This is a genomic window from Parafrankia sp. EUN1f (assembly GCF_000177675.1).
GTDB lineage: Bacteria > Actinomycetota > Actinomycetes > Frankiales > Frankiaceae > Parafrankia.
Genome location: NZ_ADGX01000117.1, coordinates 1 through 26761, shown reverse-complemented (window position 1 = coordinate 26761; position 26761 = coordinate 1). Strand labels below are relative to the sequence as shown.

The 26761-nt window shown below is 71.0% G+C and carries 24 protein-coding genes and 4 pseudogenes; 8 read left to right on the top strand and 20 right to left on the bottom strand.

Translation table 11 applies throughout. The annotated features are described in order from the left end of the window. The 9 genes and pseudogenes from FREUN1FDRAFT_RS45355 to FREUN1FDRAFT_RS27580 all read right to left on the bottom strand — a co-directional run. Nucleotides 1-6476, bottom strand: a 6476-nt coding sequence (locus tag FREUN1FDRAFT_RS45355; protein ID WP_006543580.1) for a type I polyketide synthase, incomplete at its 3' end; no start/stop codon positions are given. 676 nt (nucleotides 6477-7152) lie between these two features. Further along, nucleotides 7153-7854 carry a DUF4333 domain-containing protein gene (locus tag FREUN1FDRAFT_RS27600; protein WP_006543579.1) on the bottom strand — a complete coding sequence of 234 codons (702 nt, stop codon included), beginning with the start codon at nucleotides 7852-7854 and terminating at the stop codon, nucleotides 7153-7155. Between the two features lie 354 nt (nucleotides 7855-8208). After that, nucleotides 8209-8358, bottom strand: a complete 150-nt coding sequence (locus tag FREUN1FDRAFT_RS44325; RefSeq protein ID WP_006543578.1) for a hypothetical protein — start codon at nucleotides 8356-8358, stop codon at nucleotides 8209-8211. After that, on the bottom strand, nucleotides 8337-8780 hold the full coding sequence (locus FREUN1FDRAFT_RS27595) for a sigma factor-like helix-turn-helix DNA-binding protein (protein WP_006543577.1): 444 nt from the start codon (nucleotides 8778-8780) through the stop codon (nucleotides 8337-8339). The genes FREUN1FDRAFT_RS44325 and FREUN1FDRAFT_RS27595 overlap by 22 nt, the downstream gene beginning before the upstream one ends. Further along, nucleotides 8752-8904: a hypothetical protein gene (locus FREUN1FDRAFT_RS46850; RefSeq protein ID WP_006543576.1), complete on the bottom strand. Its 153-nt coding sequence runs from the start codon at nucleotides 8902-8904 to the stop codon at nucleotides 8752-8754. Before FREUN1FDRAFT_RS46850 ends, FREUN1FDRAFT_RS27595 begins: the two co-directional genes overlap by 29 nt. After that, entirely contained in the window at nucleotides 8883-9431 is a 549-nt protein-coding gene (locus FREUN1FDRAFT_RS45350; protein ID WP_232295443.1) for a hypothetical protein, read from the bottom strand. The genes FREUN1FDRAFT_RS46850 and FREUN1FDRAFT_RS45350 overlap by 22 nt, the downstream gene beginning before the upstream one ends. 58 nt (nucleotides 9432-9489) lie before the next feature. After that, nucleotides 9490-9564, bottom strand: a pseudogene (locus FREUN1FDRAFT_RS48270) (hypothetical protein); the annotation flags it as partial. 76 nt (nucleotides 9565-9640) lie between these two features. Next, the gene (locus FREUN1FDRAFT_RS27585; protein WP_006543574.1) at nucleotides 9641-10366 is read right to left on the bottom strand and encodes a hypothetical protein; all 726 of its coding nucleotides are present in this window, start codon (nucleotides 10364-10366) and stop codon (nucleotides 9641-9643) included. Nucleotides 10367-10781: 415 nt separating this feature from the next. Next, on the bottom strand, nucleotides 10782-11570 hold the full coding sequence (locus tag FREUN1FDRAFT_RS27580) for a neutral zinc metallopeptidase (protein ID WP_006543573.1): 789 nt from the start codon (nucleotides 11568-11570) through the stop codon (nucleotides 10782-10784). A gap of 230 nt (nucleotides 11571-11800) precedes the next feature. Here FREUN1FDRAFT_RS27580 and FREUN1FDRAFT_RS46845 point away from each other — a divergent pair, with 230 nt between their 5' ends. Beyond that, on the top strand, nucleotides 11801-12004 hold the full coding sequence (locus tag FREUN1FDRAFT_RS46845; RefSeq protein WP_232295442.1) for a hypothetical protein: 204 nt from the start codon (nucleotides 11801-11803) through the stop codon (nucleotides 12002-12004). After that, nucleotides 12005-12373, top strand: a complete 369-nt coding sequence (locus FREUN1FDRAFT_RS48265; protein WP_369809829.1) for a DUF6624 domain-containing protein — start codon at nucleotides 12005-12007, stop codon at nucleotides 12371-12373. A gap of 263 nt (nucleotides 12374-12636) precedes the next feature. On the opposite strand, the gene FREUN1FDRAFT_RS27570 is transcribed toward FREUN1FDRAFT_RS48265, so the two are convergent. From FREUN1FDRAFT_RS27570 to FREUN1FDRAFT_RS48245, 9 genes and pseudogenes are all read right to left on the bottom strand, one after another. Next, nucleotides 12637-13314, bottom strand: coding sequence for a PASTA domain-containing protein (locus tag FREUN1FDRAFT_RS27570; RefSeq protein ID WP_232295441.1), 678 nt, complete (start codon nucleotides 13312-13314; stop codon nucleotides 12637-12639). A gap of 319 nt (nucleotides 13315-13633) precedes the next feature. Next, a complete protein-coding gene (locus FREUN1FDRAFT_RS27565) occupies nucleotides 13634-14284 on the bottom strand; it encodes a DUF4333 domain-containing protein (RefSeq protein ID WP_035953867.1) in 651 nt (216 codons plus the stop codon). 69 nt (nucleotides 14285-14353) lie between these two features. Beyond that, a pseudogene (locus FREUN1FDRAFT_RS48260) lies at nucleotides 14354-14527 on the bottom strand (DUF2510 domain-containing protein); the annotation flags it as partial. An 807-nt stretch (nucleotides 14528-15334) separates the two neighbouring features. Further along, nucleotides 15335-16813 (bottom strand): protein kinase, encoded by a 1479-nt coding sequence (locus FREUN1FDRAFT_RS40185; protein ID WP_006543569.1) that lies wholly within the window; start codon nucleotides 16811-16813, stop codon nucleotides 15335-15337. 298 nt (nucleotides 16814-17111) lie between these two features. Beyond that, complete coding sequence (locus FREUN1FDRAFT_RS27555; protein WP_006543568.1) at nucleotides 17112-17378, bottom strand: hypothetical protein; 267 nt, start codon at nucleotides 17376-17378, stop codon at nucleotides 17112-17114. Nucleotides 17379-17410: 32 nt separating this feature from the next. Further along, a complete protein-coding gene (locus tag FREUN1FDRAFT_RS46840) occupies nucleotides 17411-18448 on the bottom strand; it encodes an amidohydrolase family protein (RefSeq protein ID WP_255348241.1) in 1038 nt (345 codons plus the stop codon). After that, a pseudogene (locus tag FREUN1FDRAFT_RS48255) lies at nucleotides 18351-18713 on the bottom strand (amidohydrolase family protein); the annotation flags it as partial. The gene FREUN1FDRAFT_RS46840 and the pseudogene FREUN1FDRAFT_RS48255, both read right to left, overlap by 98 nt. Before the next feature lie 68 nt (nucleotides 18714-18781). Next, a pseudogene (locus FREUN1FDRAFT_RS48250) lies at nucleotides 18782-19006 on the bottom strand (amidohydrolase family protein); the annotation flags it as partial. Nucleotides 19007-19266: 260 nt separating this feature from the next. Then, complete coding sequence (locus FREUN1FDRAFT_RS48245; protein WP_006543564.1) at nucleotides 19267-20253, bottom strand: TIGR03668 family PPOX class F420-dependent oxidoreductase; 987 nt, start codon at nucleotides 20251-20253, stop codon at nucleotides 19267-19269. A gap of 116 nt (nucleotides 20254-20369) precedes the next feature. Between FREUN1FDRAFT_RS48245 and FREUN1FDRAFT_RS45330 the strand changes: the two genes are divergently transcribed. After that, the gene (locus tag FREUN1FDRAFT_RS45330; protein ID WP_198144506.1) at nucleotides 20370-21059 is read left to right on the top strand and encodes a hypothetical protein; all 690 of its coding nucleotides are present in this window, start codon (nucleotides 20370-20372) and stop codon (nucleotides 21057-21059) included. A 16-nt stretch (nucleotides 21060-21075) separates the two neighbouring features. Here the strand turns inward: FREUN1FDRAFT_RS45330 and FREUN1FDRAFT_RS27535 are convergent, their stop codons facing one another. Next, entirely contained in the window at nucleotides 21076-21522 is a 447-nt protein-coding gene (locus FREUN1FDRAFT_RS27535; protein WP_006543562.1) for an SRPBCC family protein, read from the bottom strand. A gap of 95 nt (nucleotides 21523-21617) precedes the next feature. On the opposite strand from FREUN1FDRAFT_RS27535, the gene FREUN1FDRAFT_RS27530 reads away from it, so the two are divergent. Next, entirely contained in the window at nucleotides 21618-22289 is a 672-nt protein-coding gene (locus FREUN1FDRAFT_RS27530) for a TetR/AcrR family transcriptional regulator (RefSeq protein WP_006543561.1), read from the top strand. Here FREUN1FDRAFT_RS27530 and FREUN1FDRAFT_RS40165 read toward each other — a convergent pair. Then, nucleotides 22282-23973, bottom strand: coding sequence for a protein kinase (locus tag FREUN1FDRAFT_RS40165; protein ID WP_006543560.1), 1692 nt, complete (start codon nucleotides 23971-23973; stop codon nucleotides 22282-22284). The two genes, FREUN1FDRAFT_RS27530 and FREUN1FDRAFT_RS40165, sit on opposite strands and share 8 nt — an antisense overlap. A gap of 366 nt (nucleotides 23974-24339) precedes the next feature. On the opposite strand from FREUN1FDRAFT_RS40165, the gene FREUN1FDRAFT_RS27520 reads away from it, so the two are divergent. The 4 genes from FREUN1FDRAFT_RS27520 to FREUN1FDRAFT_RS27505 all read left to right on the top strand — a co-directional run bounded on the left by FREUN1FDRAFT_RS27520 (nucleotide 24340) and on the right by FREUN1FDRAFT_RS27505 (nucleotide 26601). Next, nucleotides 24340-24600: a hypothetical protein gene (locus FREUN1FDRAFT_RS27520; RefSeq protein WP_006543559.1), complete on the top strand. Its 261-nt coding sequence runs from the start codon at nucleotides 24340-24342 to the stop codon at nucleotides 24598-24600. After that, a complete protein-coding gene (locus FREUN1FDRAFT_RS27515; protein ID WP_006543558.1) occupies nucleotides 24594-25793 on the top strand; it encodes a polysaccharide lyase family 1 protein in 1200 nt (399 codons plus the stop codon). Before FREUN1FDRAFT_RS27520 ends, FREUN1FDRAFT_RS27515 begins: the two co-directional genes overlap by 7 nt. 23 nt (nucleotides 25794-25816) lie before the next feature. Further along, nucleotides 25817-26011 carry a hypothetical protein gene (locus FREUN1FDRAFT_RS27510; RefSeq protein ID WP_006543557.1) on the top strand — a complete coding sequence of 65 codons (195 nt, stop codon included), beginning with the start codon at nucleotides 25817-25819 and terminating at the stop codon, nucleotides 26009-26011. A 149-nt stretch (nucleotides 26012-26160) separates the two neighbouring features. After that, nucleotides 26161-26601, top strand: a complete 441-nt coding sequence (locus FREUN1FDRAFT_RS27505; protein ID WP_006543556.1) for a CoA transferase — start codon at nucleotides 26161-26163, stop codon at nucleotides 26599-26601. Nucleotides 26602-26761 lie beyond the last annotated feature (160 nt).

The window sequence follows — 26761 nt, the reverse complement described above, 5'->3', positions numbered from 1 at the left end:
CGCGTCCCCGTCCCATGCCCCTCCACCACATCCACCCCATCCGCAGAAACACCCGCATCCACCAACGCCGCCCGCAACACCCGCTCCTGCGCCACCCCCGACGGCGCCGTCAAACCATTCGAACCACCATCGGAATTCACCGCCGAACCACCCACCACCGCCAACACCCGATGACCCCGCTCCCGCGCCACCGACAACCGCTCCACCACCACAACCCCCACCCCCTCACCCCACCCCGTCCCATCCGCACCCTCACCAAACGCCTTCACCCGACCATCCACCGCCAACCCACCCTGCCGAGAGAACTCCACAAAACCCACCGGCGTCGACATCACCGTCACCCCACCCACCAACGCCAACGAACACTCCCCCACCCGCAACGACCGCACCGCCACATGCAACGCCACCAACGACGACGAACACGCCGTATCCACCGTCAACGCCGGGCCCTCCAACCCCAGCGTGTACGCGACCCGACCGGACAGCACGCTGCTCGCGGTTCCGGTGGCCAGATAGCCCTCGGTCCGCTCGGGCTCGCGCGAGAGCAGCGTCATGTAGTCATGAATGTTGGCGCCGATAAAAACACCCGTGTCGGTGCCGCGCAACGACGTCGGATCAATCCCCGCATGCTCCAACGCCTCCCACGACACCTCCAACAACAAACGCTGCTGCGGGTCCATCGCCAACGCCTCACGCGGAGAAATCCCGAAAAAATCCGCGTCGAAACCCGCCACATCCGCCAGAAAACCACCCACCCGAACATCACTCCGACCCGGCACCCCCGGATCCCCACTGAAAAGAGCACCCAGATCCCAGCCACGATCCACCGGAAAACCCGACACCATGTCCCCACCCCGCACCACCACATCCCACAGCTGCGCCGGCGACGAGACACCACCCGGAAAACGACACCCCATACCCACGATCGCAATCGGGTCGTCAGCGGGCCCGGTGCGGAGGGCTGTCGGCGGCCCGGCCAAGGCCACCGCGGAAACCGCGGGACCGACCGGCGGACGATCCGCGGCGGCGCCCCCGCCGTGATCCCCGCCGCCGCCCGTGGCGTGATCGGCGGCGCCGCCAGGGGCGGCCGGCTCCGTCGCCGGACGCACGCCCGTGAGCTCACCGGCCAGGAATCCGGCGAGCGCGGCCGGGGTGGGATGGTCGAAGACCACCGTGGTGGGCAGCGCGAGCCCGGTCCGATCCGCCAGCCGGGCACGCAGCTGCACCGCGGTGAGCGAGGTCGAGCCGAGCTCGCTCAGCGCCCGGTCGGCGGGGACCTGGTCGGCCTCGTCGTAGCCGAGCACCGCCGCGGTCTCCGCCCGCACCATGGCGAGCAGCAGCCGGCGCCAGTCGGGATCGGACATCCCGGCCGGACGGCGCAGCGGTTCCGCTCCCCCACCGGTGTCCGCCGCACCGGCGGTCGGGGGTGTGAGCGCGCCCTGCGGGCTCGCTGCCCGCGGGCTCAGTGCGGCATCGGCCTCGGGCAGATCGGCCAGCAGCCGGCTGGGGCGTGCCGCGGTGAAGATCGGTGTGAAGCGGTCCCAGTCGACATCGGCCACGGTCCGCACGCCCGCGGCGCCGCCGGCCCGCTCCAGCACGGCGACAGCCAGCTCCGGGCGCAGCGGGCGGAGGCCTCGTTCCCGCAGGTGGCCGGCGACCTCGGGGTCGACAGCCATGCCGCCCTCCGCCCACGGCCCCCAGGCGAGAGCCGACGCGGCCAGCCCGCGCGCCGCACGGTGCGCGGCGACCGCGTCGAGGCAGGCGTTGGCCGCGCTGTAGGCGCACTGGCCGCCGCTGCCCCAGGTACCGGCGATGGAGGAGAACAGGACGAACGCGTCGAGCTCCCGGGTTCCCAGCAGCTCGTCGAGGTGCCGCGCCCCCGCGACCTTGCCGGTGACCACGTCGGCGAACTCGGCGATGTCGATGTCCCGCAGCCCCGTGAACCGCCCGGCAACGCCGGCCGCGTGGACGACCGCCGTGAGCGGGCTGGTCGCCGGGATGGCCGCGAGCACGGCCGCCAGTGCGTCCCGGTCCGCGGCGTCGCAGGCGACCACGGTCACCTCGACGCCCCGGCCGGCGAGGTCGGCCACCAGCCCGGACGCGCCCGGCGCCTCCATACCCCGTCGGCTGGTGAGCACGAGTCGGGCGGCACCCCGGTCCGCGCACCAACGCGCCACCGCGGCACCCAACGCACCGGTCCCGCCGGTGATCAGTACGGTGCCGCGGGGCCGCCAGCCGACGCCGGCCGGGTCCGGGCGGGCACGGATGAGCCGCCGCGCGAAGACTCCCGAGTCGCGGATCGCCACCTGGTCCTCGCCGGTCGCGCCGACGAGGACCGCCGCCAGCCGCCGGGCCGCCGGGCCGTCGACAACCGCCGGCAGATCCACCAGGCCGCCCCACGAGCGCGGCAGCTCCAGCGCGGCGACCCGCCCCAGGCCCCACACCTGTGCCTGGACCGCGCTGAGCCCGGCAGCGGCCGCGGCGGGTTCGGTGCCGGAAGCGCTTCCGCCCGTGGGAACGGCGTCACCTGTGGCGGACGGCCCGTCCGCACCGGACGCGTCCTCGGCGGCAGCGGGCTCGTTGCCGGCGGGCTCGTTGCCGGCGGGATGGGCACCGACCAGGCCGGCTGGCATCGCCGCGTGCGTCGCGCACCACAGCGGCGCGTCGATTCCGGCGTCGCCGAGTGCCTGGAGCAGCGTCAGGGTGGCCGCGAGGCCCCGGGAGACGGCCGGATGGTCGGACCGGTCGCGTTCGTCCAGGGCAAGCAGGGAAAGCACCCCGGTCAGCGGGCCGCCGCCGGTGTCCACATCGGCCAGCAGTGCTGCCACCGAGTCGCGCTCAGCCTCGTGGGAGTCCGTCCCTACCGGGAGCACCGCGATCACCTGACCACCGCCCCCCTCGATGGCCCGCACGCACCCGTCCACGACCGCGCCGTCCACGACCGCGCCGTCCACGACCGCGCCGTCGACAACCGCTCCGTTCGTGGGCGTGCCGTTCGTGGGCGTGCCGCCGACGCCGTCCGCGGGGACCACCAGCAGCCACCGGCCTGGTGCGCCTTCGACGGGCGGCATCGCCACCGGCCGCCACACCGCCCGGTAGCTCCACCGGTCGACGGCCTCCTGGCCGAGGCGGTCCGCCCGCCAGGCCGCGAGCGCGGGCAGCACCGTGTGCAACGGAGTGTCCGGGGGGACGTCCAGCACCTCGGTGAGGTCGCCTCGCGCCACCGCGTCCCAGAAGGTCCGCTCACCGGCCTCACCCGCCCGTTCCTGCGTGCCCGCCGCGCCGACGCCGCTGCCGGTGCCGGCCCCCGTGCCGGCGAGGCCGCCGGGGAGCGCCGGGGCGGAGAGGATGTCACCGAGCCAGAACCGCCGATGTTGGAACGGGTAGGTGGGCAGATCCACCCGGCGTGCGCCGGTGCCGGCGGAGATCGCCGGCCAGTCGACGTCCACGCCGCTCACCGCCAGGAGGGCCAGCGCGCGGTCCAGGGCTGTGTGCTCGTCGGCGTCCCGACGCAGCGTCGGGACGAACACCGCGTCGGTCTCGCCCGCCAGGCACTCCTGGCCCATGCCGGTCAGCACCGCGTCCGGGCCGATCTCGAGGAAGGTCCGCACGCCCCGCTCGTGCAGCCGGTCGATGCCGTCCCGGAAACGCACCGCGGACCGGACCTGGCGGACCCAGTAGTCGGCGGACCTGAGCTCGTCCGGGTCGGCGATCTGACCGGTGAGGTTGGAGACGAGGGGAATCTCCGGCGGACGCATGCTCAGGCCACGGACGAGCGCACCGAACTCGGCCAGCATGCCGTCCATATGCGCCGAGTGGAACGCGTGCGACACGTGCAGCCGGCTCGCCTTGCCGCCGTCCGCGCGCCACCGCTGCGCGATCTCCAGGACGGCCCGGGCATCACCGGAGAGGACCACCGACTCCGGCCCGTTGACGGCGGCGACATCCACCTGGCCCGCGCCGGGGCCGGTCGGACCACCCCACGCGGCGAGAAGGTCGAGCGCCTGCGCCTCGGACGCGCGCAGCGACACCATCGCGCCCCCGGCGGGCATGGCCTGCATCAGCCGTCCGCGCGCCGCCACCAGCGCGCAGGCGTCGTCCAGGGAGAACACCCCGGCGACATGGGCGGCGGCGAGCTCGCCGATCGAATGGCCCAGCAGGAGGTCCGGGTGCACGCCCCAGGAGCCCAACAGGTCGACGAGGGCCACTTCCAGGGCGAACAGAGCCGGCTGCGTGTACTCGGTGCGGTCCAGCGCCGCGTCCGTCGGGGCGTCTGTCGGCACGGGGTCGGTGCCGAACACGACGTCGCGCAGCGGGCGGGTCAGGTGCTGGCCGAAGGCCGAGCAGATCGCGTCGAAGGACTCGGCGAACACCCGGTGGCGACCGTACAGCTCGCGGCCCATGCCCAGCCGCTGGGCGCCCTGGCCGGTGAACAGGAACGCGAGGCGATCGGTGTGGCGCGCCGGACGGGTCACACCCCGGATCAGCGACGCGGACGGTTCCCCCGCAGCCAGCGCGCCAAGCCCACGCAGCATGCCGGCGAGGTCCGCGGCGACGACGGCGGCGCGGTGCTCCAGTACGGCGCGGCCGGTCACCAGGGACCAGGCGACGTCCACCAGGGCGGGTCGGGGCTCGGAGGTCACCCGTGCCAGCAGGCGGGCCGCCTGCTCGCGCAGCGCCGGCTCCGACCGGGCCGAGAGCAGCCACGGCAGGTGCCGGCCCGGCCCGCCGTCGCCGGCCGCCGAGACGCCGGCCACAGAGACGCCGGCCAGGGAGTCATCGGCGACGGAGACATCGGTGGCGGAAACATCGGCGACGTGGGGCGCCTCCTCCACGATGACGTGGGCGTTCGTGCCGCTGACCCCGAACGCCGAGACACCGGCCCGGCGCACGCGGGCGGCCCGTGGCCACGGCACCGGCTCGGTGAGCAGACGCACCTGCCCGGCTGACCAGTCGACGCGGGATGCCGGCGCATCCACGTGCAACGTGCGCGGAAGCAGGCCATGCCGCAGCGCCAGCACCATCTTGATCACGCCGCCGAGGCCCGCGGCCGCGACGGTATGCCCGATGTTCGATTTGAGGGAGCCCAGCCACAGCGGCCGGTCGGCCGCGCGGTCCTGCCCGTACGTGGCGATGATCGCCTGTGCCTCGATCGGGTCACCGAGCCTGGTCCCGGTGCCGTGCGCCTCCACCGCGTCCACGTCGGACGGGGTGAGGGCGGCCCCGGCCAGCGCCGCCCGGATCACCCGTTGCTGAGCCGGCCCGCTGGGCGCCGTCAGCCCGTTGGACGCGCCGTCGGAGTTCACCGCACTGCCTCGGACGACTGCCAGCACCGCATGGCCGTTGCGGCGGGCGTCCGACTGCCGTTCGAGCACGACCACCGCCGCGCCTTCGGCCCAGCCGGTGCCGTCCGCCGCCTGGGCGAAGGACTTGCAGCGACCGTCCGGTGCCAGGCCCTGCTGGCGGCTGAACTCCACCAGCACGTCGGTGGTGGACATCACCGTGGCACCACCGACCATGGCCAGCGTGCACTCACCGGCACGCAACGCCTGCGCCGCCAGGTGCAGTGCCGTCAGCGAGGACGAGCACGCCGTGTCGACTGTCACCGCCGGCCCCTCCAGGCCGAGGGTGTAGGCGACGCGGCCGGAGGCGACGCTGGGCAGGGTTCCGCTCATCAGGTGGCCCTCGACGGCGGCCGGGGCGGTCCGCCACGGCGGGCTGTAGTCGGCGACGGCGATACCGGTGAACACTCCTGTCGAGCTGCCGCGCAGCGAGAACGGGTCGATGCCGGCCCGCTCGAGCGCCTCCCACGAGACCTCCAGCAGCAGTCGCTGCTGCGGGTCCATGGCGAGCGCCTCCCGGGGCGCGATTCCGAAGAAGGCCGCGTCGAAGCCGGCGACGTCGTCGAGGAAGCCACCCTGGCTGGTGTAGAAGGTGCCGGACCTGCTCGGGTCGGGGTCGTAGCCGGCGGCGAGATCCCAGCCGCGGTCGGTCGGCAGGTCGACGACGGCGTCACGTCCCTCGACGAGCAGCTCCCACAGGTCCTCGGGGCCCCGAACACCACCTGGGAACCGGCACGCCATGGAGACGATCACGATGGGGTCGTGCACCGGATCCGGCCGGGCCTCGCCGCCGGGCGACGACCCGCCGGCGACGCCGGCGGACACTGATGTCCGCAGCACCCGGTCCCGCAGATAGCTCGCGAGACGTTCCGGCGACGGATGGTCGAACAGCAGCGTGGCGGGAAGTGGCAGCCCGAGCTCCGTGCTCAGCGCGTCCCGGAAGCCGGCGGTGCTTCCACCACCGAGCCCCAGCCGAGTGAAGGGAACACGAGGGTCGAACGGGACCCGTTCGCCCTCGTCACCGACAGCGCGGACCAGGTTTCGGCGCAGCAGGTCCAGCAGGACCCGGTGCTGTTCGACCTCCGGAAGAGCGAGAAGCGTCTCCCACCAGGTGGAACGGTGCTGTCCGGCCAACGATTCTCCCGGGATGAAGGTCCGACGCGCGAGGACAGGCCCCGGGCGGCGGATATCACCGACCAGGTGCAGGAATTCAGGCGGAGAGAAACGGCGACCGAATCAGACCAGATACCGGGATCCGTCGACCGAACAGAACACGATCGCCCTGTCGGGGTTCAAATGACCGGACCGGTGGCAGCAAGGGCAGCAAGGGTGGCAGAGTTCCGTGCGACTCGGCACGCACGCTGACGACGCGGAAAGCAGCCAGGCAGCACGACATCGTCGGCCGGGATCCGGCCGGTCCGGTCTCCCGGCGGGCTCAATCTGTGACGCAGTCTAAACCAGCGGCACCACCGCGAGTGGTGGATCCCCGCCGCGCGGCGCCGTACCTGCTTTCAGTCCCCCGCCTCGCGTTACCTGACCCGACCAGTTGGATGGACATCCCAGTCCACAGTCCAATCGTTCCGAGAACAGTCACATCGCATGAATGTAAGCCCACCGCGCAGCACGGGCTCCATGTAGGAAGGCATCCAGAGGATAGGCACAGGCCGACGCCGTCCGCAAGCAAGTTCGCGCATTGTTACGCGCCCGGACATCACCCGCGGACAGCCTCCATGAATGACCCCGAGCCGCCTGGACGAAGGTCAATCCCGCCGGAAAACCGTCGCTGACCTGGGCGAAGTGCGTTAGGCGATCACATGAGAATCCAGGTGTAGCCGCCGCTGTCGTCCGCCATGGTGACCACCGCGACGGCGACCAGATCGTCGCCTCTGACCGCGCAGTGGAAGCTGGACCCGGCTGACAGAGGCGGGTCCTCCGGGCAGGACACGATCACCGGGATCCCGGTCTGCCTTTCCACCTCCGCCGCGACGTCCTGCTGGACCTGGTCCCGGTTGAACACGGCAGTCGACGACCGCACGCTCCTCGTCAGCGGCGGGGCGAGGACAGCGCTCAGGAACGTCAGCCCGACGCACAGGCCGAGGGCGGTCCAGGTCGTCCAGGATGCGGGCCGCCGACGGAGCGCGCGGGCCAACAGATACGCCCAGGGCGCGATCAACGACCAGGCCCAGTGCGCCGGATCCTCCCCGAGCGCCCGCAGGAGCCGGCGGTCGATGACCGCGACCAGAGCGCCACAGCCCCAGCCGACGAGAAGTCCCAGCGAGACCGCGGTGACGATGCCCAGACCCGGGAACATCACGCCGACCACCACGGCGGCGACCAGCCCGACGAGCGGCGCCGAGGCCGCCACCCAGGCGGCGGCCTCGGCTCGGGACTCGCCGGAGGCTCCCCCCGATCGCGGCGCGGCCGGTCCGCGGTGTGTCCACTGAGACGCCGGGGGCGGGGGCGCCCAGACCTGCCCGGGCCCGGTGAACCCCGGCGCCGCAGGCCCTGACATCGCAGGCCCTGACATCGCCGAGCCTGGCGGAACATACGGCGACGGCGACGAGCCCGGAGACGCGGACGGCGGAGGCTGTGGAGGAAGCCACGGCCCCGCTGAACCACCCGGGTTCTCCAGGCCATCGGACATGATGAACAAAATCTCCTTCGAGGACATAAGCCCGGTGGCCGACTCGCAACCCGGCGACGCCGCTGCGGTCAGTCCTCTTCCCACATCCGCAGTGACCGGGATGCGACGTACGTGATCCTATCCGTCGATCCTCTACCCATCCCGGATAAGCGAACCGTGCAATCGATGCGTTCCCAGCCTGACCAGGAATATCCGACCGCCTGGTGGGCCCAGAGAGCGGTCTCAGACCCGCCGCAGCTTGTCCGGGTTGCGAACCGCGTCGATGCGGGCGATGCGACCGTCACCGACCACGAACGACAACACCGCGCGATGACCGTCGTCGCTGGGGAGCATCAGCCCGAGCTGGCCGTTCATCGTGATCTCGACGGGCACGTGCTGGGACTCCGGCCGAGCGCCGCCCACACGCGCGCGACCCGCTCCCGGCCGTGCAGCGGCTTACGCAACGCCGTCGCCCGCCCACCACCGTCCGCGGTCCACACGACCTGCGGGTCGAGCACGGCGACGAGGCCCTCGAGGTCGCCCCCGGCGACCGCGTGCGCGAACGCCCGCCCGGCACGGTCGTGCTCGGCGGGCGACGCGGCGAAACGCGGCTGCTCGCGCCGGACATGCCGGCGCGCACGCGAGGCGAGCTGCCGCACCGCCTCCGGTGTGCGCCCGACCACCTCCGCGACCTCGCCGAACGGGACGTCGTGCAGCACGAACGCCGTGCGCTCCGCGGGCGAGAGCTGCTCCAGCACGGTCAGCAGGGCGTAGCTGACCGACTCGTCACCCGGCGATCCGATCCCGGGCCTCACCCCGGGCCCTGTCCCCGGCCTGGTCCCAGATCTGGGACCAGATCTGCGTTCCCGCGCGCAGCTGCGGCGCCCAGCCGGTCGCCGCACGCAGCCGGCGGCTCGTCACACGCTGCGAACGTGCCATCGGCCCGTCCGGCTGCGGCCGGGGCCGGAGCCCCTCGACACCGACAGCGGCAGCCATGCGGCGTCGATCTCGGCGTTTGTCGGCGGGTCGGTGTCGACGACGTTGTACGTCCCGGCCGGGGCACGCAGGGCCGCGGCGACGGCGGCGGCCGCGTCATCCAGCCCGATCGTCGGCCGGTAGGCGCCGGGCGGCCCGGCCGCCATCGAGACGCCGCCGCGCGCCGCCTCCAACGCGGCCCGCGCCGAGTCGCTGTCCGCTCCCAGGAACAGCCCGAAGCGGAGCACGACGGTGTCGCCGCCGAAGAACTCACGTGCGTTGCGCTCAGCCGTCAGCGCGGACGTCGTCGGGCCACCACCGGCAACCGGCGCGTCCTCGTCGAGCCACCCGTCGCCGCCGTCGGCGTACACGAACGAGATCGACTCCTGCACCAGCCTGCGCGCCCCCGCGCCCTGGGCGGCGCGGGCGGTCGCCTCCGACGCCACGACACGCAGCCGATCGTTCTCCTCCCAGGCGGTCGGATCGGCCATGCGCTCGACGCCGGGAATGTGGACCACGCGCGGAACGAGTCACCCCCCGGACCTGGTAACCGGCGGTCAGCAGCTCACGGACGAGCCGCCGCCCGATGACACCCGTGGATCCGTTGATCACAATCTCATCCATGCTGACCTGACGACGCAGACCGCATGATCGTGACATCCGGGGTCGGCCTGGGCGGCAGCCGGGCGGCGGCTGGGGCTCAGCTGGTGCAGCCGTAACCGTCGCCGTCGCGGTCAAGGTCGAACGGGTCTGGCGGTGTGACGCGCAGCGGGCCCCGGACGTAGTTCGGGCCGTCGCCTTTGCCGCCCGCGCAGTCGTAGTCGCCGATGCCGCTGCGTAGGCAGGTGCCCGGGTAGGACGGCTCGCACCCGGCACGCGGGTCCGGCGCGGGGGCCGCGGCCGGAGGCGGCGCGGCCTGTGGCGGCGCGGCGGCGGCCGTCGGCTGCTGGACGACCGCCGCTGGATGTTGCGGCGCGGCAGCCGGTGCAGGCTGGACCACAGCCGCCGAGGTCGATGTGGTCGGCGGCGACGCCGGCGACACCGACCTGGCGGAGGGCCTCCCTGCCGCCGTGCTCGCGGGCGCCCGCGGCACGAACGTCGCCGACGCGACGGCTGCCGTCGGGCTGACCGGCGTGGCTGTCGCCGTGAGGGTGCCACCGGCGCTCGGGGACGTCGTGGAGGGCGGGCTGGGCCGCCCCAGTACCGCGGAGGCCGCGACGACAGATCCGTCGCTTTCGTCCACCTCCTCGTTGGGCATCAGGGCAGCACTCACCAGGAAGACGAGCAGGGCGACGGCAGTCACGCCCGCGGCCGTCCGGCGGTCACGGATCCGCGCCCAGGCGAGTCCCCGCCGGGCGAACGCGATCAGGCCCACCACGAAGCCGATCAGGGCGAAGAATCCCAGGAACGCGAGAAGCGTCGTCACAGCTCGGCCTCACTTCCGCGGCGAGCGGGCCGGCCGCGACGGTCCGGCGTGCTCATGCGGAGGACACCCCCATCGGGCGTGCCTCGTTTCCCTGCGAGAAGGCCTCCGCGCCCGCACTCCAACAGACCGCATGTCGTTGTCAATCTCTGTTTCCCCCGTACGCTCATTCAAATAAGAGCGGGTCAGACTATCCCCCGGGCTCAGGCGGCGCCGATCGAGGGGGCGTCTGTCTCCGGGGCAGGCCCGACATCACGCCGCCAGCCCCATCACCCAAGTGACCGGGGCAGTCGATGTATCGGAGCAGGACCTGGCACGCCAGATCGTTGACGCCGAACAGATGCGCATGGCCACCGAGGCCGCCGCGGGCTGAACCAGCCAGGCACTCGCCATGCTCAACCCATCAGGCCGTCAACGGTCAGAAGAGCACGCTGCCGGTGGGTGATTCACCGAGGCGGAAGCAGGTGTCGTTGTCGCGTAGGTAGCCGAAGGTGAACGCCTGGGCGCGCTGACGGGACGTGCCATGGGCACCATCCGAAGTGGCGGTCTCACGGTCGAACCAGCCGCGGTCACGGTTGTCGCCGAGGCCGAAGAACAGCACGACGCCGGAGACGGCATCGCCGAGGTCGAGCCGGTCGGCGTCGGCGGCCGTGCGGGCCTGGCCGCCGGCGAGGCAGTCGGCCTGGTTCTCCTCCGCGCGGGAAACCACTCCGGTGCGGCCGGAGAGGGCCGAGGCACGGTGAGCCAGTTCGTGCATGAGCACATACATCGGGTAGGACGGGCCACCGAGGTCGTGCAGTTCGGTCATGAAGTCGACGCTGTAGGCGATCGTGTCGTCGAGTGGGCAGTAGAGGGCGTTGTCGGCGAACGCGGCCGGGTCGGATTCGCCTTCCGCGCAGGCAATCGGTGGGATCTCCCCGTCGCGGTATGAGATGTAGTGCGGTGGGGTCCACTTCTCGCCCAACTCGCCGGCCCAGTAGGTGTTCACCGCGCCGGGGCAGCCCGCGGGCTCGGCGATGATCGCCTCGACGTCCCGCACTGTTTCGACGGCGCCTCCGCAGCTTCCGGCGGGCAGTGCCTGCTGGCCTGCGGAAACCGCGGTGCCGTCCGAGTCGGATGTCGAGTCCAGCGCGGCGCAGCCCGTCAGTAGACCGCTCCCCAACGCGGCGGCGACCGCGCCTGCCAGAAACGTGTGCCTGATCCCCATAACGTTCACCGTAGGGATCCCGGCGGTCAGATTGCCCGCTCCGTCGGCACACAGACAAAACGGACCAGCCGGGGCGTGCGCTTGCGGGCTCAGCAGCAGCTTCGCGACTGGGCGCCATCGATCCGACCCGCGTCGGGCCGCGGCGATTGCGGCTCGGCCGGCGGCAGCCAGCCCGGTTGTTCGGAGTCGATGGGGCCGCCGCCGTCTCCCGCCTCGCCCACAATGAGCCAATGCGAGAGGATCTTCGGGAGGAACTGGCACGGCGGACGGAGGCCGACCAGCGAGTGCGGCACGCCTGGCTGGCCCTCACTTCGACCCGGCACGGCGACCCCGCCGGCCGCAACGGCGCAGCCGAGGCCGCCGGCACCGAAGCAGCCGAGCGTGAGGCGCTCGCTGATCGGATGAGCGAGATCGACGCGGACAACACCGCGTGACTGAGGGCAGTCATCGCCGAGCACGGCTGGCTGGGAGAGGCCCTGGTCGGGCCGGTCGGAGCGAGCGACGCCTGGCTGATCGCCCAGCACGCCGACCATGACCCCGAATTCCAGGCGGAGTGCCTGGAGCTGCTGCGAGCCGCAGCCGCAGCCGGAGACGCATCCACCGCGCACCTCGCCTACCTGACCGATCGGGTGCTCTGCGCCCGCGACGAGCCACAGATCTACGGGACCCGGTTCTGGCGCGGACCCCACGGCACGGACGCCCTCAGCCCGCGCCCCATCGCAGACCCGGAACATCTCGACGCCCGCCGCGCCGCAGCCGGCCTGGAACCCTTCGCCACCTACCTGACTCATATGACGGACTAAGCCGCATACGGCCACTGTCGTCGACAGACGGATCAACCCAGACCGCCGGGTCCAAGGCCATGCCGACATCGGCGGCGGGATCGGCGTACGCGGCGAGGCCCTCGCCCGGGCCCGGTTCAGTCGATGGATGCCCTGGCAGACGTCCGCGAGTTCGGCACCTTCCCGTAGGAACTTGCACTCGACCAGGCAGACCGGCTGAGTACGGACGGGTGAGTTCACCGGTTCCGCCGAACCAGACAGGACGTTCGCCGGTCGCCGGCAAGTCAGCACCACTTGCTTCTGCAGAAGCCGCCTCCCCTGCCGCCACCTCCGCCACTGCTCCCATTCCGATCACCCGGGACATAGAGGTTGTTGTGCTCGTCGTCGTTCAGATCCACCGATCCGCCGCCGTAGGTGCCTGTCGTCGTGGAGGCTGGGAGTGGCGTGGGCTTAACCAGAACTGTGATCAGCTGACCCGGCCGGAGCGGTTGTCCAGCTCCGGGCAGGCTGCCCGCAATGGTTCCACCCGTCGCGTGCTTCAGCCGATCACGCGGCCCCCACTCGGATTCGCGCTCGATCGAGGGATCACCGGGAATGCTGCTGGTAGCAGCGGTCCGGCGTACGTCGGATGCATACTCCGGCGCTGTTCCCTCGGCGTAGCGGTACTCGATGAGCTCCCTGATGTCTGGGGATGATTCGGACAACTGGTAGCTCTCCCCGGCGGGAAGCGGCGGCATCACAGGGTTGACCTGGAACCATCTCCACTCCTGGTTACGGAGATAGAAGAGGAAAACCTCGTCATTCTCCAGAATCTTCGCGCCGGCCGCTGGAACCGTCGCCGCGACGGTCCAGTTGTCCTGGTCCCAGACGTCTCGGCCCCGCGGCGAGAGGTCCCGTTCCGAGTGGTTGGACGGCGCGGCGGACCGGGCGTCCCGGAGGTTCATTCCCACCAGGTTCGGCATCAGGAGGCCTTCCGGGCCCTCGGGCACCGTGGTCCGCCCGGTCAGGGTGGCAGCCTGGGACTGGCCCGCGGTTCCCCGGCCATCGGCATTTCCGGCGATCATCGCGATGACGAAGACGACGCCGATGGCACCGCTCCACCGCGGGTGACGAGTAATCCACAGGATGATTCGGCGACCGCGCGACGGAACGTTCACGCGAGCCACCCAAAGGGACCGATGATCACATTTCCTCCTTTTGCGCGGTTCACCACGGCGCAGTCGTCCGACTGCCGGATCAGTCCTGAGCAGGAGATTCAGGCTCTGGCATCCCACGCAGGGATCAGAGCGTCATCCAGGTATAGCTGCCGCTGTTGTCCTCCACCGTGACCACCACGAAGGTTCGCTCGCCGCCGCCTTCGGCGACACAGCGGAACGTGGAGCCCGCCGACATGGGCGGGTCCGCGGGGCAGGAGACGGTGGCCGTGACACCGGTCTGGCGTCTGATCTCCGCGGCGATGTCCTGCTGGACCCGATCCCGGTTGAAGACGGCGTTCGAGGTGAGAACGCTGCCGGTCAGGGGCTTGCTGACGACGAACGACAGGACGGTGAGCATCGCGCACAGGCCGAACGCGGCCCATGTCGTCCACGGGGCAGGGCGGCGGCAGACTGCCCGGCCGAGCAGATAGACCCACGGAGAGAGGAACGCGAGCGCCCAGTGAGCCGGGTCCTCCCCGAGATTCCGCAGCACCCGGTGGTCGACAACGGCGAGGAACAGCCCGCAGGCCCAGCCGATAACGACTCCCAGAGCGACCGCCGACGACACCCCGAGTTCCGGCAGCGCCGCCCCGATGATCAGACCGGCGAAAAGGCCGGCCAGCGGGGCGGCCGCAACCGCCCAGGCGGTCGGCTCCTTCGCGGCTTCCCGGAGTACGTCTTTGGGCTTGGGAGCCGGCGCCGACGGCGACCACGAGGGAGGTGACCCCGCAGGCACGGACGGCGCCCCGGCCAGAGGCAAAGGAGGAGCCCAACCTGCCGGCGGAGCGGGCGGTGCCGGCGGCGGAGCGACTGCGGCCACCGGCGTGCCCATGGAAGTAGTCGGGCCCCAGGCTGTCCCGGTCCACCATCGCTGCCGACCCGCGTCGCCCGGGTCGGGGTACCAGCCAGGCGGCGGTGGGGGTGGAGGTGGGTGCAACGGCCCGGCGGGCGCCGCCGGGGTCTCGGAACCGGTGGACATGACGAGTCTCGTCTCCTGTCATGGATGGTCTACGTCACCGGCCGCGTCGACCGGAACCGCCGATCGGCCGGGCTAACCCGGACGCGGCGCCCATGTGAATCCCCCGTGGAAGTAGCTGCCGAACACGATTTTCGGCAGCGTCGAACAGGCATCCCCACGACGACGCAGAAGAATGGTGTGCTCGTGGATGAATGAAGGAGGCGGGCCTGTCTCCAGGCCGCGCCGTTGTGGCCTCACGCCACCGGGAGCCGACAACCACCCGTTTCTGGGCAGCCCGGCACACCGACGTTCGAGGCTTATTTCTTTCCGAGAATCCACCGAATCCCGGCAGGCCCGCCTACGCAGACGGCCCGAGTCCCAACGGGTGTCGCTGGTGGGGGCAGCCGGCTGGCCGACAGGGCCCTGCATCCGGGATTGCTCAACGTCGGCCTCCGCAGCTCGACGGACACAAACGACCCAGCTGGTTGACTGACCGAAAGCCACGGAGACGGCGTGACAGCACGGATGAAACGGTACGCATGGATCCCCCCTGAACCAGCGTGCGCCGAAGATTGTCCCGACCTTCGGCGGTGGTACGACCCGGCCGCGACAGATGCGATGCCGTCGCCGGCCGAACGCCTACTTTAACCGACCGGATCCGCACTGTGGCAAGGGCTCGGACGAGCACGGACTACCGGTCGAGTACCACGGGCTGCCGGTCGAACCGGGCCTCGCCCGCCGTCAAGCGGCAGCCGGCTCAGCTCAGCGGCATCCGGCCACACCGGCGAAGCGGTCGACGGCCCGCCGGCCTGACCCGAGGTGGCCCGGTCATTTCAATCCCCAGAGCCGCACCGTGAAGTCGCCGCTGCCGCTGGCAATCGTCCGCCCGTCCGGCGAGAACGCCACCGAGGAAACGACGTTGGTATGCCCGGTGAGCGCGGAACTCACCGGGCGGGGGTTGAGGGGAGCGATGGGCCCGGGGTTCGCCGTCGGCCCCTGGGATGCCGTCGATCGCCTGGAGGCCGTGGGCGTCGTCGAGGTGGCTGTGCCGGCCGACGCACCGGATGCGGGGGGACCTCCGGCCGAGAGCGCGGCGGGATCCTCGCCCGAGGGAAGGGTCAGGGCGAGGACGACACCGGCGATGGCGAGCAGGGCCGCCGCGACGGCGGCGGGCAGGCGGTACCGCCGCCAGGGCAGGGATCGACCAGTCCACCAGGTGCGTGCTCCACCTGTTGCCCCGTCCGCGTCTGATGCGTCGTCGGGGTCCGATGCCCCGTCCGGGTCTGATGGCTCGTCCGGGCTTGATGCCTCGTCTGCCTCGTCCGAGGTTGACGGGTGGGCCGCTCGCTGGGTGGGGAGGTCGCAGGTGCCGTCCGGCCGTGGCTCGACAACGGCCGGAGTGCGCGGCGCCAACAAGCGGGTGGCGGGCGCTTCGGCCGCGGCTCGGACACCGTCGTCGAGGCTCAGTCCGACGCCGGCACGGTCGGACCAGCCCGTGCCGCACACCGCGGCGGCCGCCGCGGCCAGGTCCAGGGCGAAGGCGCGCGCGGACGGATGCCTGTCGGCGGGATCCTTCGCCAGGCAGCGCATAACCACCTCGGCGACCGGGTCCGGCACACCCGTCGGCGGGGCGGGCATGACGTTGAGGTGGTGGTGGATGAACCCCGCGGCGGGCAGCGCCGGGTCGAAGGGCGGGTCATCCCCCAGCAGCTCGTAGAGCATGGTGCCGAGCGCGTAGAGATCCGTCGCCACGCTGAGCTGGCCACCGAGGATCTGCTCCGGAGCCATGTAGCGAGGTGTGCCGCTCACCGCGCTCGCGGTGGTCACCGTCCCCTGTGTGATCTTGGCGATGCCGAAGTCGGCCACCTTGTGCAGGCCGGCCGCGTCGAAGAGAACGTTCGACGGCTTGATGTCTCGATGCAGCACCCCGCGCCCATGGGCGTAGGACAGGGCGGCCGCCACCGCCAGCCCCACCGCGCAGCCCGCCTCGAGCGTCATGTCGTATTCGCGGGTGGTCAGCGGGCCACCGGCCAGCAGCTCCATCACCAGCAGATGGAGATCGCCAACCGTGAGAGCGTCATAGACCCGGATGATGTGTGGATGATCCAAGGAGGCCAGCACCCGGGCCTCGCTCCAGCTACGCCCGGCGACGCCGCCCTGGTCCGCGGGCAGAATCTTGATCGCCACATCGCGGCCCAGCTCGCGATGCCTCCCGGCCAGCACCAGCCCGAACGCACCCCGCCCCAGCCGGCCGCCGATCTCGTATCCCGGTAACGCCGCCGCGATCTGGGCCTTGTCCTCGATCATGAGGCGGCCCCGGTCCCGGCCTCGCAGCGAGGAAAACTACCCTCGTACGCCACTCCGCCCCCCCCAAGGACCGTCACGCGACGCGTCCGATCCTGGCGGGCTTCGGCACAATGCCGATCACATCCGACCGATGGCTACAAACTGTTGCGCTGAGATGCCGATTCACGGCGGCATCGTCACGGCCCGACAGAACACCGGCGCGCCGGCCCAGTCCCGCCCATCAGACCGGGATCCGGCACTCAGAGCGAGATCGGCCAGCGGCCGAGGTCAGCCGACGGCGAGGTCCGCAGATCGCGCCTTATGACCGTGGCTGGCGGCGGGCATCTCTGGCGCGACGAGCCTCCTCACGATTCCGCGCCTCGTACACCTCGGACAGCGCGTCCCGCAGCGATACGAGCGCCTCGTCCTCGACGAGGACGTCGGCGAAGTCGCTCTCCAGGGATACCGCGACGATCGAGAGCGACTCCCTCGCATCCTCGACAGAGGCCACCGACAGCACACCAAAGTCAACCGGCGAGGATTTCCTGACCAGCTTCAGGGCATTTCCGACATCCACTTCCAGCATAAAATACCGATCCTCTCCGGATGTCGTGCGGCCTACTTCGACATCGATACCGACGCTACTTCTGTCCCGCCCCACCGACAGCACGCGCGTCGCACTCCTGAAACTGGCCCCGAACTCACCTGAACGAGCGATGTCCATGCCGTTCCTCGCGGCGAGCGGCGCAAGAACCTCATGCCCTTGGTGTCCCGTTCGAAGTACTGGTGGGCGGCGTTGATGGTGATCGCCTTCACCGCGTCGAGGGCGGAGACACGCTGGTGGGCGCCGAGGGTGTGGTTCGAGCGGGTGACCCGGGTGACCTGACTGGCCAGGATCGCGATCGAGTTCGGCAGCGCGACCGGTGCGTCATGGTGGCTGGTGTAGGGCAGCTGACGGTCCAGCGCCCACCTCGCCGGCGAGATGTTCTCCGCGCGCTCCTCGCCGAGCACGGTGGTGCGATACCAGTCGCCCCAGTAGTAGGTGTGCATGGAGAAGAAGGACGGGATGATCCCGAGCTCCACGAACGCGTCGAGCTGGTCCGCCCGGGCGGTCTGGGAATGGATCGCGACCGTCCTGCGGTCGGCGGCCCCCAGAGCTGTGGTGGCAGTCCGTATGGCGGTGATGAACTGGTCGATGGCCGCGTCCCCGTTGACGTGCGCGAGGACCTGCCAGCCGCGCTCGAATCCGGCCCGCACCTGGCGCTCGGCCACGTCGTCGCTGATGACGGGGTAACCGGCGTAGTCGGCGCCGGTGCCGGGCGGTGGGGTGTGGTAGGGCCGGGTCAGCCAGGCCGTGCGGCCCTGCGGCGAACCGTCCAGGAACATCTTGATTCCCGCCGCACGCAGGCCGGCGCTGTATTCCTGGGCTGCCTGGAGATTCCTGGGCTGCCTGGAGCTGATCCGGATCCTGCACGGCTTCGTCCGCCTTGACGTACACGACCAGATCGATGGGAAGCCCGGTGGGGAACTCCGTCGCGGCCTTGCGCAGGGCGGCCAGCTGGTCCAGCGTGGCGGCACCCTCCTGCACGGTGGTGAAACCGAAGCTCGCGGCCCTCCGTAGCCCCCTGGGTAGGAACTGGGCCTGGTCGTCGGCATGCATGCCCGCGATCGCCCGGGCCGCGGCCGGGTTGAACGCGTTCTCCTCCAGAACACCGTCGGGTGTCCCGTACTGCGGCGCCGCGTCCCGGCGCCGGATCACCCCGCCGGCCGGGTTCGCCGTGCCGGTGTCGTACACGAGAAGCTCAAGCCCACGGCTGTTGACCGCGCCCAGATGGAACGACTGATGAATGGCGAGGACCGGCCGGTCGGTGGACACCAGGTCCAGCTCGTCACGGGTCGGATGCCTCGTCTCGGCGAGCATCGAGTCGTCGTAGCCGAAACCGATGATCCTTCGGAGCGTTTACCCACCTCGCTCACCGCGAACTCCGCCAGCGTGTCCCGCAGCGAGGCGATGGTGGTGACATTCCCGTCGGGTTCGGCGAGCAGGTTGGCGACGGACGACTGGAAACCGGTGCCGGCCAGGTGACCGTGTGCGTCGATGAACCCCGGAAGCAACGCCCGGCCGCGAAGATCGCGCAGCTGGGTATCCGCGCCCCGCCAGTCCGCCAGCGCCCGGGAGCGGTCGCCGACGAACGCGATCCGGCCGCCCTTCACCACCGCCTCCGGTGAACCAGCATTCACCGGAGTGTCCGCGACGGCGACGATCGGCCCGCCGAAGAAGATGACGTCCGCGTGGCCGGGCACCACTCCAGGTGCCGCACGGCCCGCCGCCGTATTGACCGCCACAGGCCCACCCCTCACAGCGCTGACGTGACGCGACCGCCTGCATACTTTCAGTCGACCGCCGGGATCGCGACTTCACCGCATCGGCGGAGCCGACATGTCCGAAGGACGCGCGCGATGCACCGTCGGGGTCACTCCGGGTGAAGGTGCGCGTGAGCTCTGGCTCGGGCTGTCTCGACCGCTCGAGTGACGGCCTCCGCCGGCTCGTCGACGATGACGACCGTGTCAAGTCGCCTTCCGCCGGTCGCTACCGGGGCGCAGTCGAGGCCGAAGGCCGGCACGCCGTTCTTCTTCGCGAGCAGGATCTCGATGACCGTGCCCGCGTTGCTGCCGATCACCACGATGGCATCGGACGACTCCACGACCATCTCGTTCCGCTTCTCGCCGACGCCGCTGCAGATCGCGGCACCGAGATACCGGTTGGCGGCGGCACGGTCGTGGCCTGGCAGAATGCCGATGCAGAGACCACCGGCCTCCTGGACACCGCGCGCGACGCCCTCCATGACACCGCCGTGACCGCCGCAGACCACCCGCGCGCCGGTGAGCGCCAACAGATTTCCCACCTGGCGCGCAAGCTCGTACTGGGCCGGCGTCGCCTCGCCGGCTCCGGGGCCGATGACCCCTATCTGGACCTGGGCGGAGCGGTCTGGAACGGCATCCGTCGGCGCGGCCGGATCCGCGTCACGGCTCACCCCTCGGTCGGCGTACGCCCATCCCCGCCACCGTTCGACCTGAACGAGGATCACCGGGCCGGCTGGAACGGCGGCCCGGTACTGGTCGTATTTCGCCGTCAGGCGCCGGATCGCCGCTGATTTCTCGCCGCCCGGCGCGTCGACGACGCGGGCCTGGCCATCGGCCCGGACCCACCACAGGCCGTGCCAGTCGTCGGTGTACTGATCCACGAGGAGGCTGACCCGCGGGTTCGTCGCGATGTTCGCCAGTCGCCGCAGCGCCGCCGTACGTTTCGGCTTGTGGTCCACGGCGGTCACGACCTGATCGCCGGCCAGCGCGAAGGTCACCGGAACCAGGTGGGGTGTGCCGTCGGTTCCGACGGTCGCGAGGCGAGCGACCCGCGCCGCCGCGAGCCGGCGGCGGCACTCCTGTTCACTCAGATCCACTGTTCGCTCAGATCCACGCGGTGCACGCTAACGATCCGGCCGGCCGACCGCGAGGCCTGACGAGACCCGTGAAGGCCACTTGCTTCACAGCAAATACCGCAGGATTACCCGGTACGTTGACCGCCATGATCGACGCCTCGACACATTCCACGCAGACCCTCCCCGCCGGGTCGGCGGAGGATCCGCTGGTCGGCTACCAGGAGATGGCTCAGCGGGCCGGGGTCACCCCGGCCACGCTTCGCAGGTACCGCCGGCTGAGACAGCTGCCGGCCCCCGACGACGCCTCGGTGCCCAGCCAGCCACGATGGCGCCGCAGCACCTTCGAGAGCTGGCTGGAAACCAGGCCCAGGTCCACGCTGCGCACCCGCGCCACGCCGCGGCCACCAGGCGACGTCGACGGGGAGCCGAACCCGCAGCCGCAGCCGCAGCCGCAGCCGGCCAAACCAACCACGCCACCCGAGCTGTCCGAGTCGCTGAACGAGACCTACATCGAGATACTTCGCCTGGTTGTCGTTTCAGGCAGCGTCGACACCACCGACCTCCGAGCCGCGCTGTCGCCCCCACCACCGGTCGGGGACGGCCGTAACCGGGCGCATCGGGTGTGGCGAGCCCGACAACTGGAGCTTTTCGAGGCCCTTCACGAGCTGGGGAAGCGTGGCCTGCTCGACCGCACACGCGGCCCCGGCACGGGCCAGGAGCAGGTTTTCCTGACACCCGCGGGACGAGCCCTCGCCGCCCGGCTACGAGACGTTCCACGACCAGAACAACCAGGGCTCTATGGCTCCTCGACGTCCTTCCCCGCGTGAACGGCTCGATTGCGCATCAGGCTTCGCTTCGGTCTGCGCCGGTTCGTTCCTCGCAGCGGATGCGCAGACCCTGGGCCTCGGTGTCGACGTAGCGGCGCACCAGCCGCCCCATGAGCAGGGCCACCACCGGCGCCAGCGGCCCGGACTGGCGCAGGCTCAGCCGCACCGTGACGCTGCCGTCGTTCGGGCCGGGCGTGATGCGGTGGTCGGCGACGGTCGTCATTCCGATGGCGCGGGAGGTCCAGGTGAAGCCCGCGCCGGGGAGCAGATCGGTCACGGTCCACGTCGCCGCCGGCAGCCTGGGCTGCTGGATGCGCACCTTTGCGCCTTCACGCAGCTCGCCGCCCGCGGCGTCGACGGCGGTCATCGTCGGAGTCCAGGTGGGCCAGCGCTCGACGTCCCGCAGCACGGCCCAGATCTCGTCGGCGGTGGCGTCGATGGTCACCGAGGTCTCGTAGTACATCGGGGATACCTCCTACAGGCGCGATCAGACGGTCGCGGACGGCGACACGCAGCCACCCACGATCTGTACCACGTGGTACATGTACCATCCGGTACATGCCGTCGCAAGGTCCGCCATCGGACAGCCCGCCCGACAGCGCGCGACAGCGCCTGCTGGTGGATGTCATCGCCCACCTCACCGCACACGGAATCGGCGACGTGAGCCTGCGGCAGCTGGCCACCGCGATCGGCACCAGCCACCGCATGCTCATCTACCACTTCGGCTCCCGCGACGGCCTCCTCGTCGAGGTCGTGCGGGCGATGGAGGAACAGCAGCGCGCCGCGTTCGCCGAGATGCGCCGTGTTCCGGCGACGTCCGCCGCCGAACTGGGCCGCCGGATGTGGCGACAGCTGCGCCAGCCGGAGCTGGCGCCGTTCGAGCGCCTCTTCTTCGAGATCTACACCCAGGCGCTGCAGGGTCGCGCCTACGCCCAGCCCCTGCTCGACGGAGTCGTCGACGACTGGCTCGGCCCGATGACCGACTTCCTCACCCAGGACGGCCTCGAACCCGCCGCCGCACGCGCTCAGGCCCGCCTCTCACTCGCCGCCACCCGCGGACTCCTCCTGGACCTCCTCGCCACCGGCGACCAGGAAGGCGTCGACCAGGCCATGGAACACATGCTCACCTTGTTCAGCCACATCACCCGGATCACCCACATCACCCACCCGGCCACACCCCGCGAACCACCGGCACCCCCCGTCTCGCCCCATGTGGATGGCGTCAGCTGACCGTGAGGGAGCCCCCCGCCGTGCCCGCGTCGGCGATGGTCAGGCAGCTGGTCGCGCGGGCGATCAGCCACAGATGCCGCTGGTAGGAGTTGGCGCTGTAGCTTTCGCCCGGTGCGACGACGGGCGCGTAGCTCACCCGCGCGCCGTAGAAGTCCAGCCAGTAGATCCGGATGGGTTCCGGGCTCTGGTTCACGAAGGTCACCCGGACACCCGTCGTCGTACGGCCTGAGGTGACAGCGCCCTCGTCCGCGCACGGCCGGCGCGCGAGAGAGCCGGTGAAGGAGAAGACGTGGGCGGCGGTCTGCGCTGGCGACGCCGGCGCGGCCGGCGGGTCATCGCCCGTGTTCGGGGGCTGGCTGGTCCCTGCGTGAGCCGTGCCGCGGGCTGTCCCGGGCGGGGTCTCGGTGTTCGCCTGCGGCGCCCCACCTACCGGCGGGGCTGTCGGGGGAAGTGGGAACAGGCTGGCCGCCGTGGGACCGGAAGGTGTCACCGACGAGGCCGCGGAGGACGAGGATGCGGCGGCGGTAGAGGCGGTGGAGGGCGGCGCGCCGATACTCGCGGTGGCGGTCAGATGATCCGGCTTACCGCCCGCGACCACCACGGACGCGGTGACCATGGCCGCCACCGCGAGCACGACGAGCCCCACTGCGAGGCGCCCTCGTCGGCCGCGGCTCCATCGGCGAGGCGACCAGCCGGCCGGCACCCGTTCGGCAGGTGGGGCAACCCCGGGTCGGGCCGGCGCGGGTGAGGCGCCGGCCAGTGACTCCGCGTTCTCCGTGGCACCGGACGCAAGCGCTGTCTGGACGGCGGAGTCCTCGTCGCGCAGCGCGGCGGCGAGCAGGGCTGGCGGCCAGGACGGACCGGTGAGCACCTTCGTCTCCTGGTCGGCCGAGATCAGACGTTCCAGCAACGCGCGTGGTGTCGGCCGGGCGGCCTGCTCCTTCGCGAGACAGTCAGCGACGATCCCGCGCAGTGCGCCCGGTATCCCGTCGAGATCCGGCTCGGCGTGCACAACCCGGTAGACCTGCGCGGGCGTCGGGCCGACACCGAACGGCTCGCGGCCGGTCGCGGCATAGGCAACGAGCGCGCCGAGGGAGAACACGTCGCTGGGCGCGCCCGCCTCGGACCCGGTCATCTGCTCGGGTGACATGAAGCCGGGCGAGCCGATCATCGCTCCGGTCCTGGTGAGCACGCTGGCGTCGGCGGCCCGGGAGACGCCGAAGTCGATCACCTTGGGGCCGTCGACCGCCAGCATGACGTTGGACGGCTTGAGGTCACGGTGCACGATGCCGGCGTCGTGTATCGCGATCAGCGCCTCCGCGAGCCCTGCGGCGAGCGTGGTCAGCGCCGCCTCCTGGAGCGGTCCGTGACGGGTGACCGTCACCGCGAGGGACAGGCCGGAGACGTAGGCGGTGGCGAGCCACGGGGACGTCGCGTCAAGATCGGCGTCGATGACCGCCGCGGTGTGGCGGCCGCCTACCGCACGGGCCGCGGCCACCTCCCGGGCGAACCGGGCGCGGAAGTCAGGACTGTCCGCGAGCTCGGGCCGAATGACCTTCACCGCGGCCAGGCTCCCGGCCGCGGTGCGCCCCAGGTAGACCCGGCCCATCCCGCCGGCGCCCAGCCGCCCCACCACCTGGTAAGGACCGATGCGGACCGGGTCGTCAGTGCGCAGCGTTTCCATGCCGGCCGCCCCCCGATGGCGCAACACATCACCGAGAACGGATTCGCTTCGGCGCTGCCGCCAGCATATTGCCGAGTCGGCATGTGAATCGATCCCCCGCTCGTGGAGTACCGGATCCGCGGTCATCGGCGTGGCCCTTCACCTGGGGCTTACTCCAGATGGACGCGGTCGCGCACCTGATCCGGGCCGACTCGACCGCTCGGGCGACGGCCTCCGTCACGTCGTCAACGATGACGAGGGGGCAGTCGAGGCCGAAGTCGGCGGCGCGAGCAGGTCGCCGATTTCGGCTCTTGCATGGCCCGACCTATCTGTGTTGAGGTTCGTCCAGCACATCGGGAAAGCGGTTTCCACAGGAGGAGCTCCTGAATGCGCGGACAGCTGAGAAGGCGGGCGCCGTTCGCCGTGATGGCGGCGATCGGCCTGATCGCGACCGGGGCGATCGCCGTGCCGGCGCATGCCGGCACAAACGGCCAGGGCGGCCAGGGCGGTCGCGGCGGCCACGGTTCGGCGGAGGCGACGGCGCTGCGGGTGGCCAGGCAGACCTTGCCACCGGGGACGGATGGGCATCCACCGGCGCCGGCACCACGGGCGGGGCGGCCGCGACGGACGAGAACGTCTTCGTGGTGAGGACACGGGCGGAATTAGCCGCCGCGATCTCCGGGAACCAGCCGAAGATCGTCATTGTCTCGGGGCGGATCGACGCCAACACCGACGACGCGGGCAACAAGCTCGAGTGTTCCACCTACGACCGGAACGGTTATTCACTCGAGAACTATCTGGCGGCCTACGATCCGGCGGTCTGGGGGCGGACGACCAGGCCCAGCGGACCGATGGAGGACGCCCGGAAGGCGTCCCAGCAGGCGCAGAGTGCCCAGGTCTCCGTCACGGTCGGCTCGAACACCACGCTGGTCGGTGCGGGGGGTGCGGAGATCTCGGGGGCGCTGCTGCGCCTCCAGGGGGTGTCCAACGTGATCATCCGTGGCCTGACCATGAATGACGCCTATGACTGCTACCCAGCCCGGGACCCGACGGACGGTGCGACTGGTGCCTGGAACTCCGAGTACGACCTGATCGCCCAGCGGGAAAGCACCAACGTGTGGATCGACCACAACGACTTCAGCGACGGTGACAGCCCGGACTCGGAACAGCCGTCCTACTTCGGCGAGCAGTACCAGGCGCACGACGGCCTGCTCGACGTCACCAACTCCTCCGACCTGGTGACGATCTCCTACAACCGTGTTCACGACCACGACAAGACGATGCTCGTCGGTTCCAGCGACTCCAGGGTCGCGGATGCCGGCAAGCTGCGGGTGACTGTTCACCACAACGAGTTCCGCAACATCGGCCAGCGGGCACCTCGCGTCCGCTACGGCCAGGTGGACGTTTACAACAACCACTTCGTCCAGGACAGCGGCAGCGGGGACGAGTACATCTACTCGTGGGGCGTCGGGCGGCAGTCGCAGCTCGTCGCCGAGCGCAACGCGATCTCCCTTCCGGCCGACATCAGCCCGGCCGAGGTGATCGGCTACTGGGGCGGCACGCAGATCACCGAGAACGACAACCTGGTCAACGGGACGCCGACTGATCTTCTCGCGGCCTACAACGCGGCGAGCGATCCGGACATCCCCGAGGTGGCCGCGTTCCCGGTCACCCGGCGGACCGTTCACCCGGCTCGCGCGGTGCCGCGGGTGGTCGAGCGGCAGGCGGGGCCGAAGAACATCGGCGTGCGTGACCTCATCCTCGTCGCCGCCGACGGCTCCGGGGACGCCACCACCGTCCAGGATGCCGTCGACCTGGCGGCGTCCAGCTCCGTTGGATGACCCCTGGACCACCATGTGGCCCGATGGCGGCCGCCTACTACCCGCGGGTGGCGAGCACGCTCCAGCTCGCCACCCTGCCGGACGACCTTCTCGCCTCGCCCGACGACCAGTCCTCCCCGCTTTTCCTCGACTACGTCGGCCAGACGGACATGGCTCCGTTCCGCGTCCCGATGCCCATCGACTGGAACTACGAGGAGGACGTCGGCACGGTCGTCTGACCGTCCGCCGCACCCGCCACCGCACTGCCGGAATCGGACATACCCGGATGTGTATCCGCAATTGAGCCAGACCTATGGACTTTTCTGTCAAGCGCTTGATAGAAACTGGCTCCGCAGATCCGCCGAGGTACACACCGAGGAGGCAGCGCGTGGTCGGACAGTCGTCAGGACCCGCGGAAGAAGCGGTCGACCGGTGGGCGGGGTGCCCACCTGATCTTGAGGCACGGTCGGACGCGTTACGACGCATCCGGGTGTGCGACCTGAGCGGCCAGCTCGCCGGGGCCGGCTCCACCAGGCTTCTCGCCGCGTTCGGCGCTCAGGTGATCCGGGTCGAGGACCCGGCGACCAGGGGCGGCTGGGACATCGTCCGCGGGGCCCAGCCGTTCCACGACGATCGCCGCGGAATCGAGTTCGGCGCCACCTTCAACAACCACAACACCGAGAAGCTGGGAATCACCCTCAACCTGCGCACCGAACGCGGGCGGGAGCTGCTCACCCAGCTGATCGCGGTGTCGGACGTCGTCACCGAGAACTTCGCCGGTGCGCAGCCTGTCTCCGATCGCCGCGGCGATCGCCATGCTGGTGCCTGACAAGATCTGCCAGGCTCCAGAGGTGTTCGGCAGGGTGATATCCCCACTGACGATGCGTCCCTCGGCGACCCGGATCGCAGTGGCCTTGCCGGCTAGCGAGGCAGTCAGGCCGGTGATGTCTGATTGCGGGTGGGTGTGGCTCGCTGCGGCTTTGCCTGCC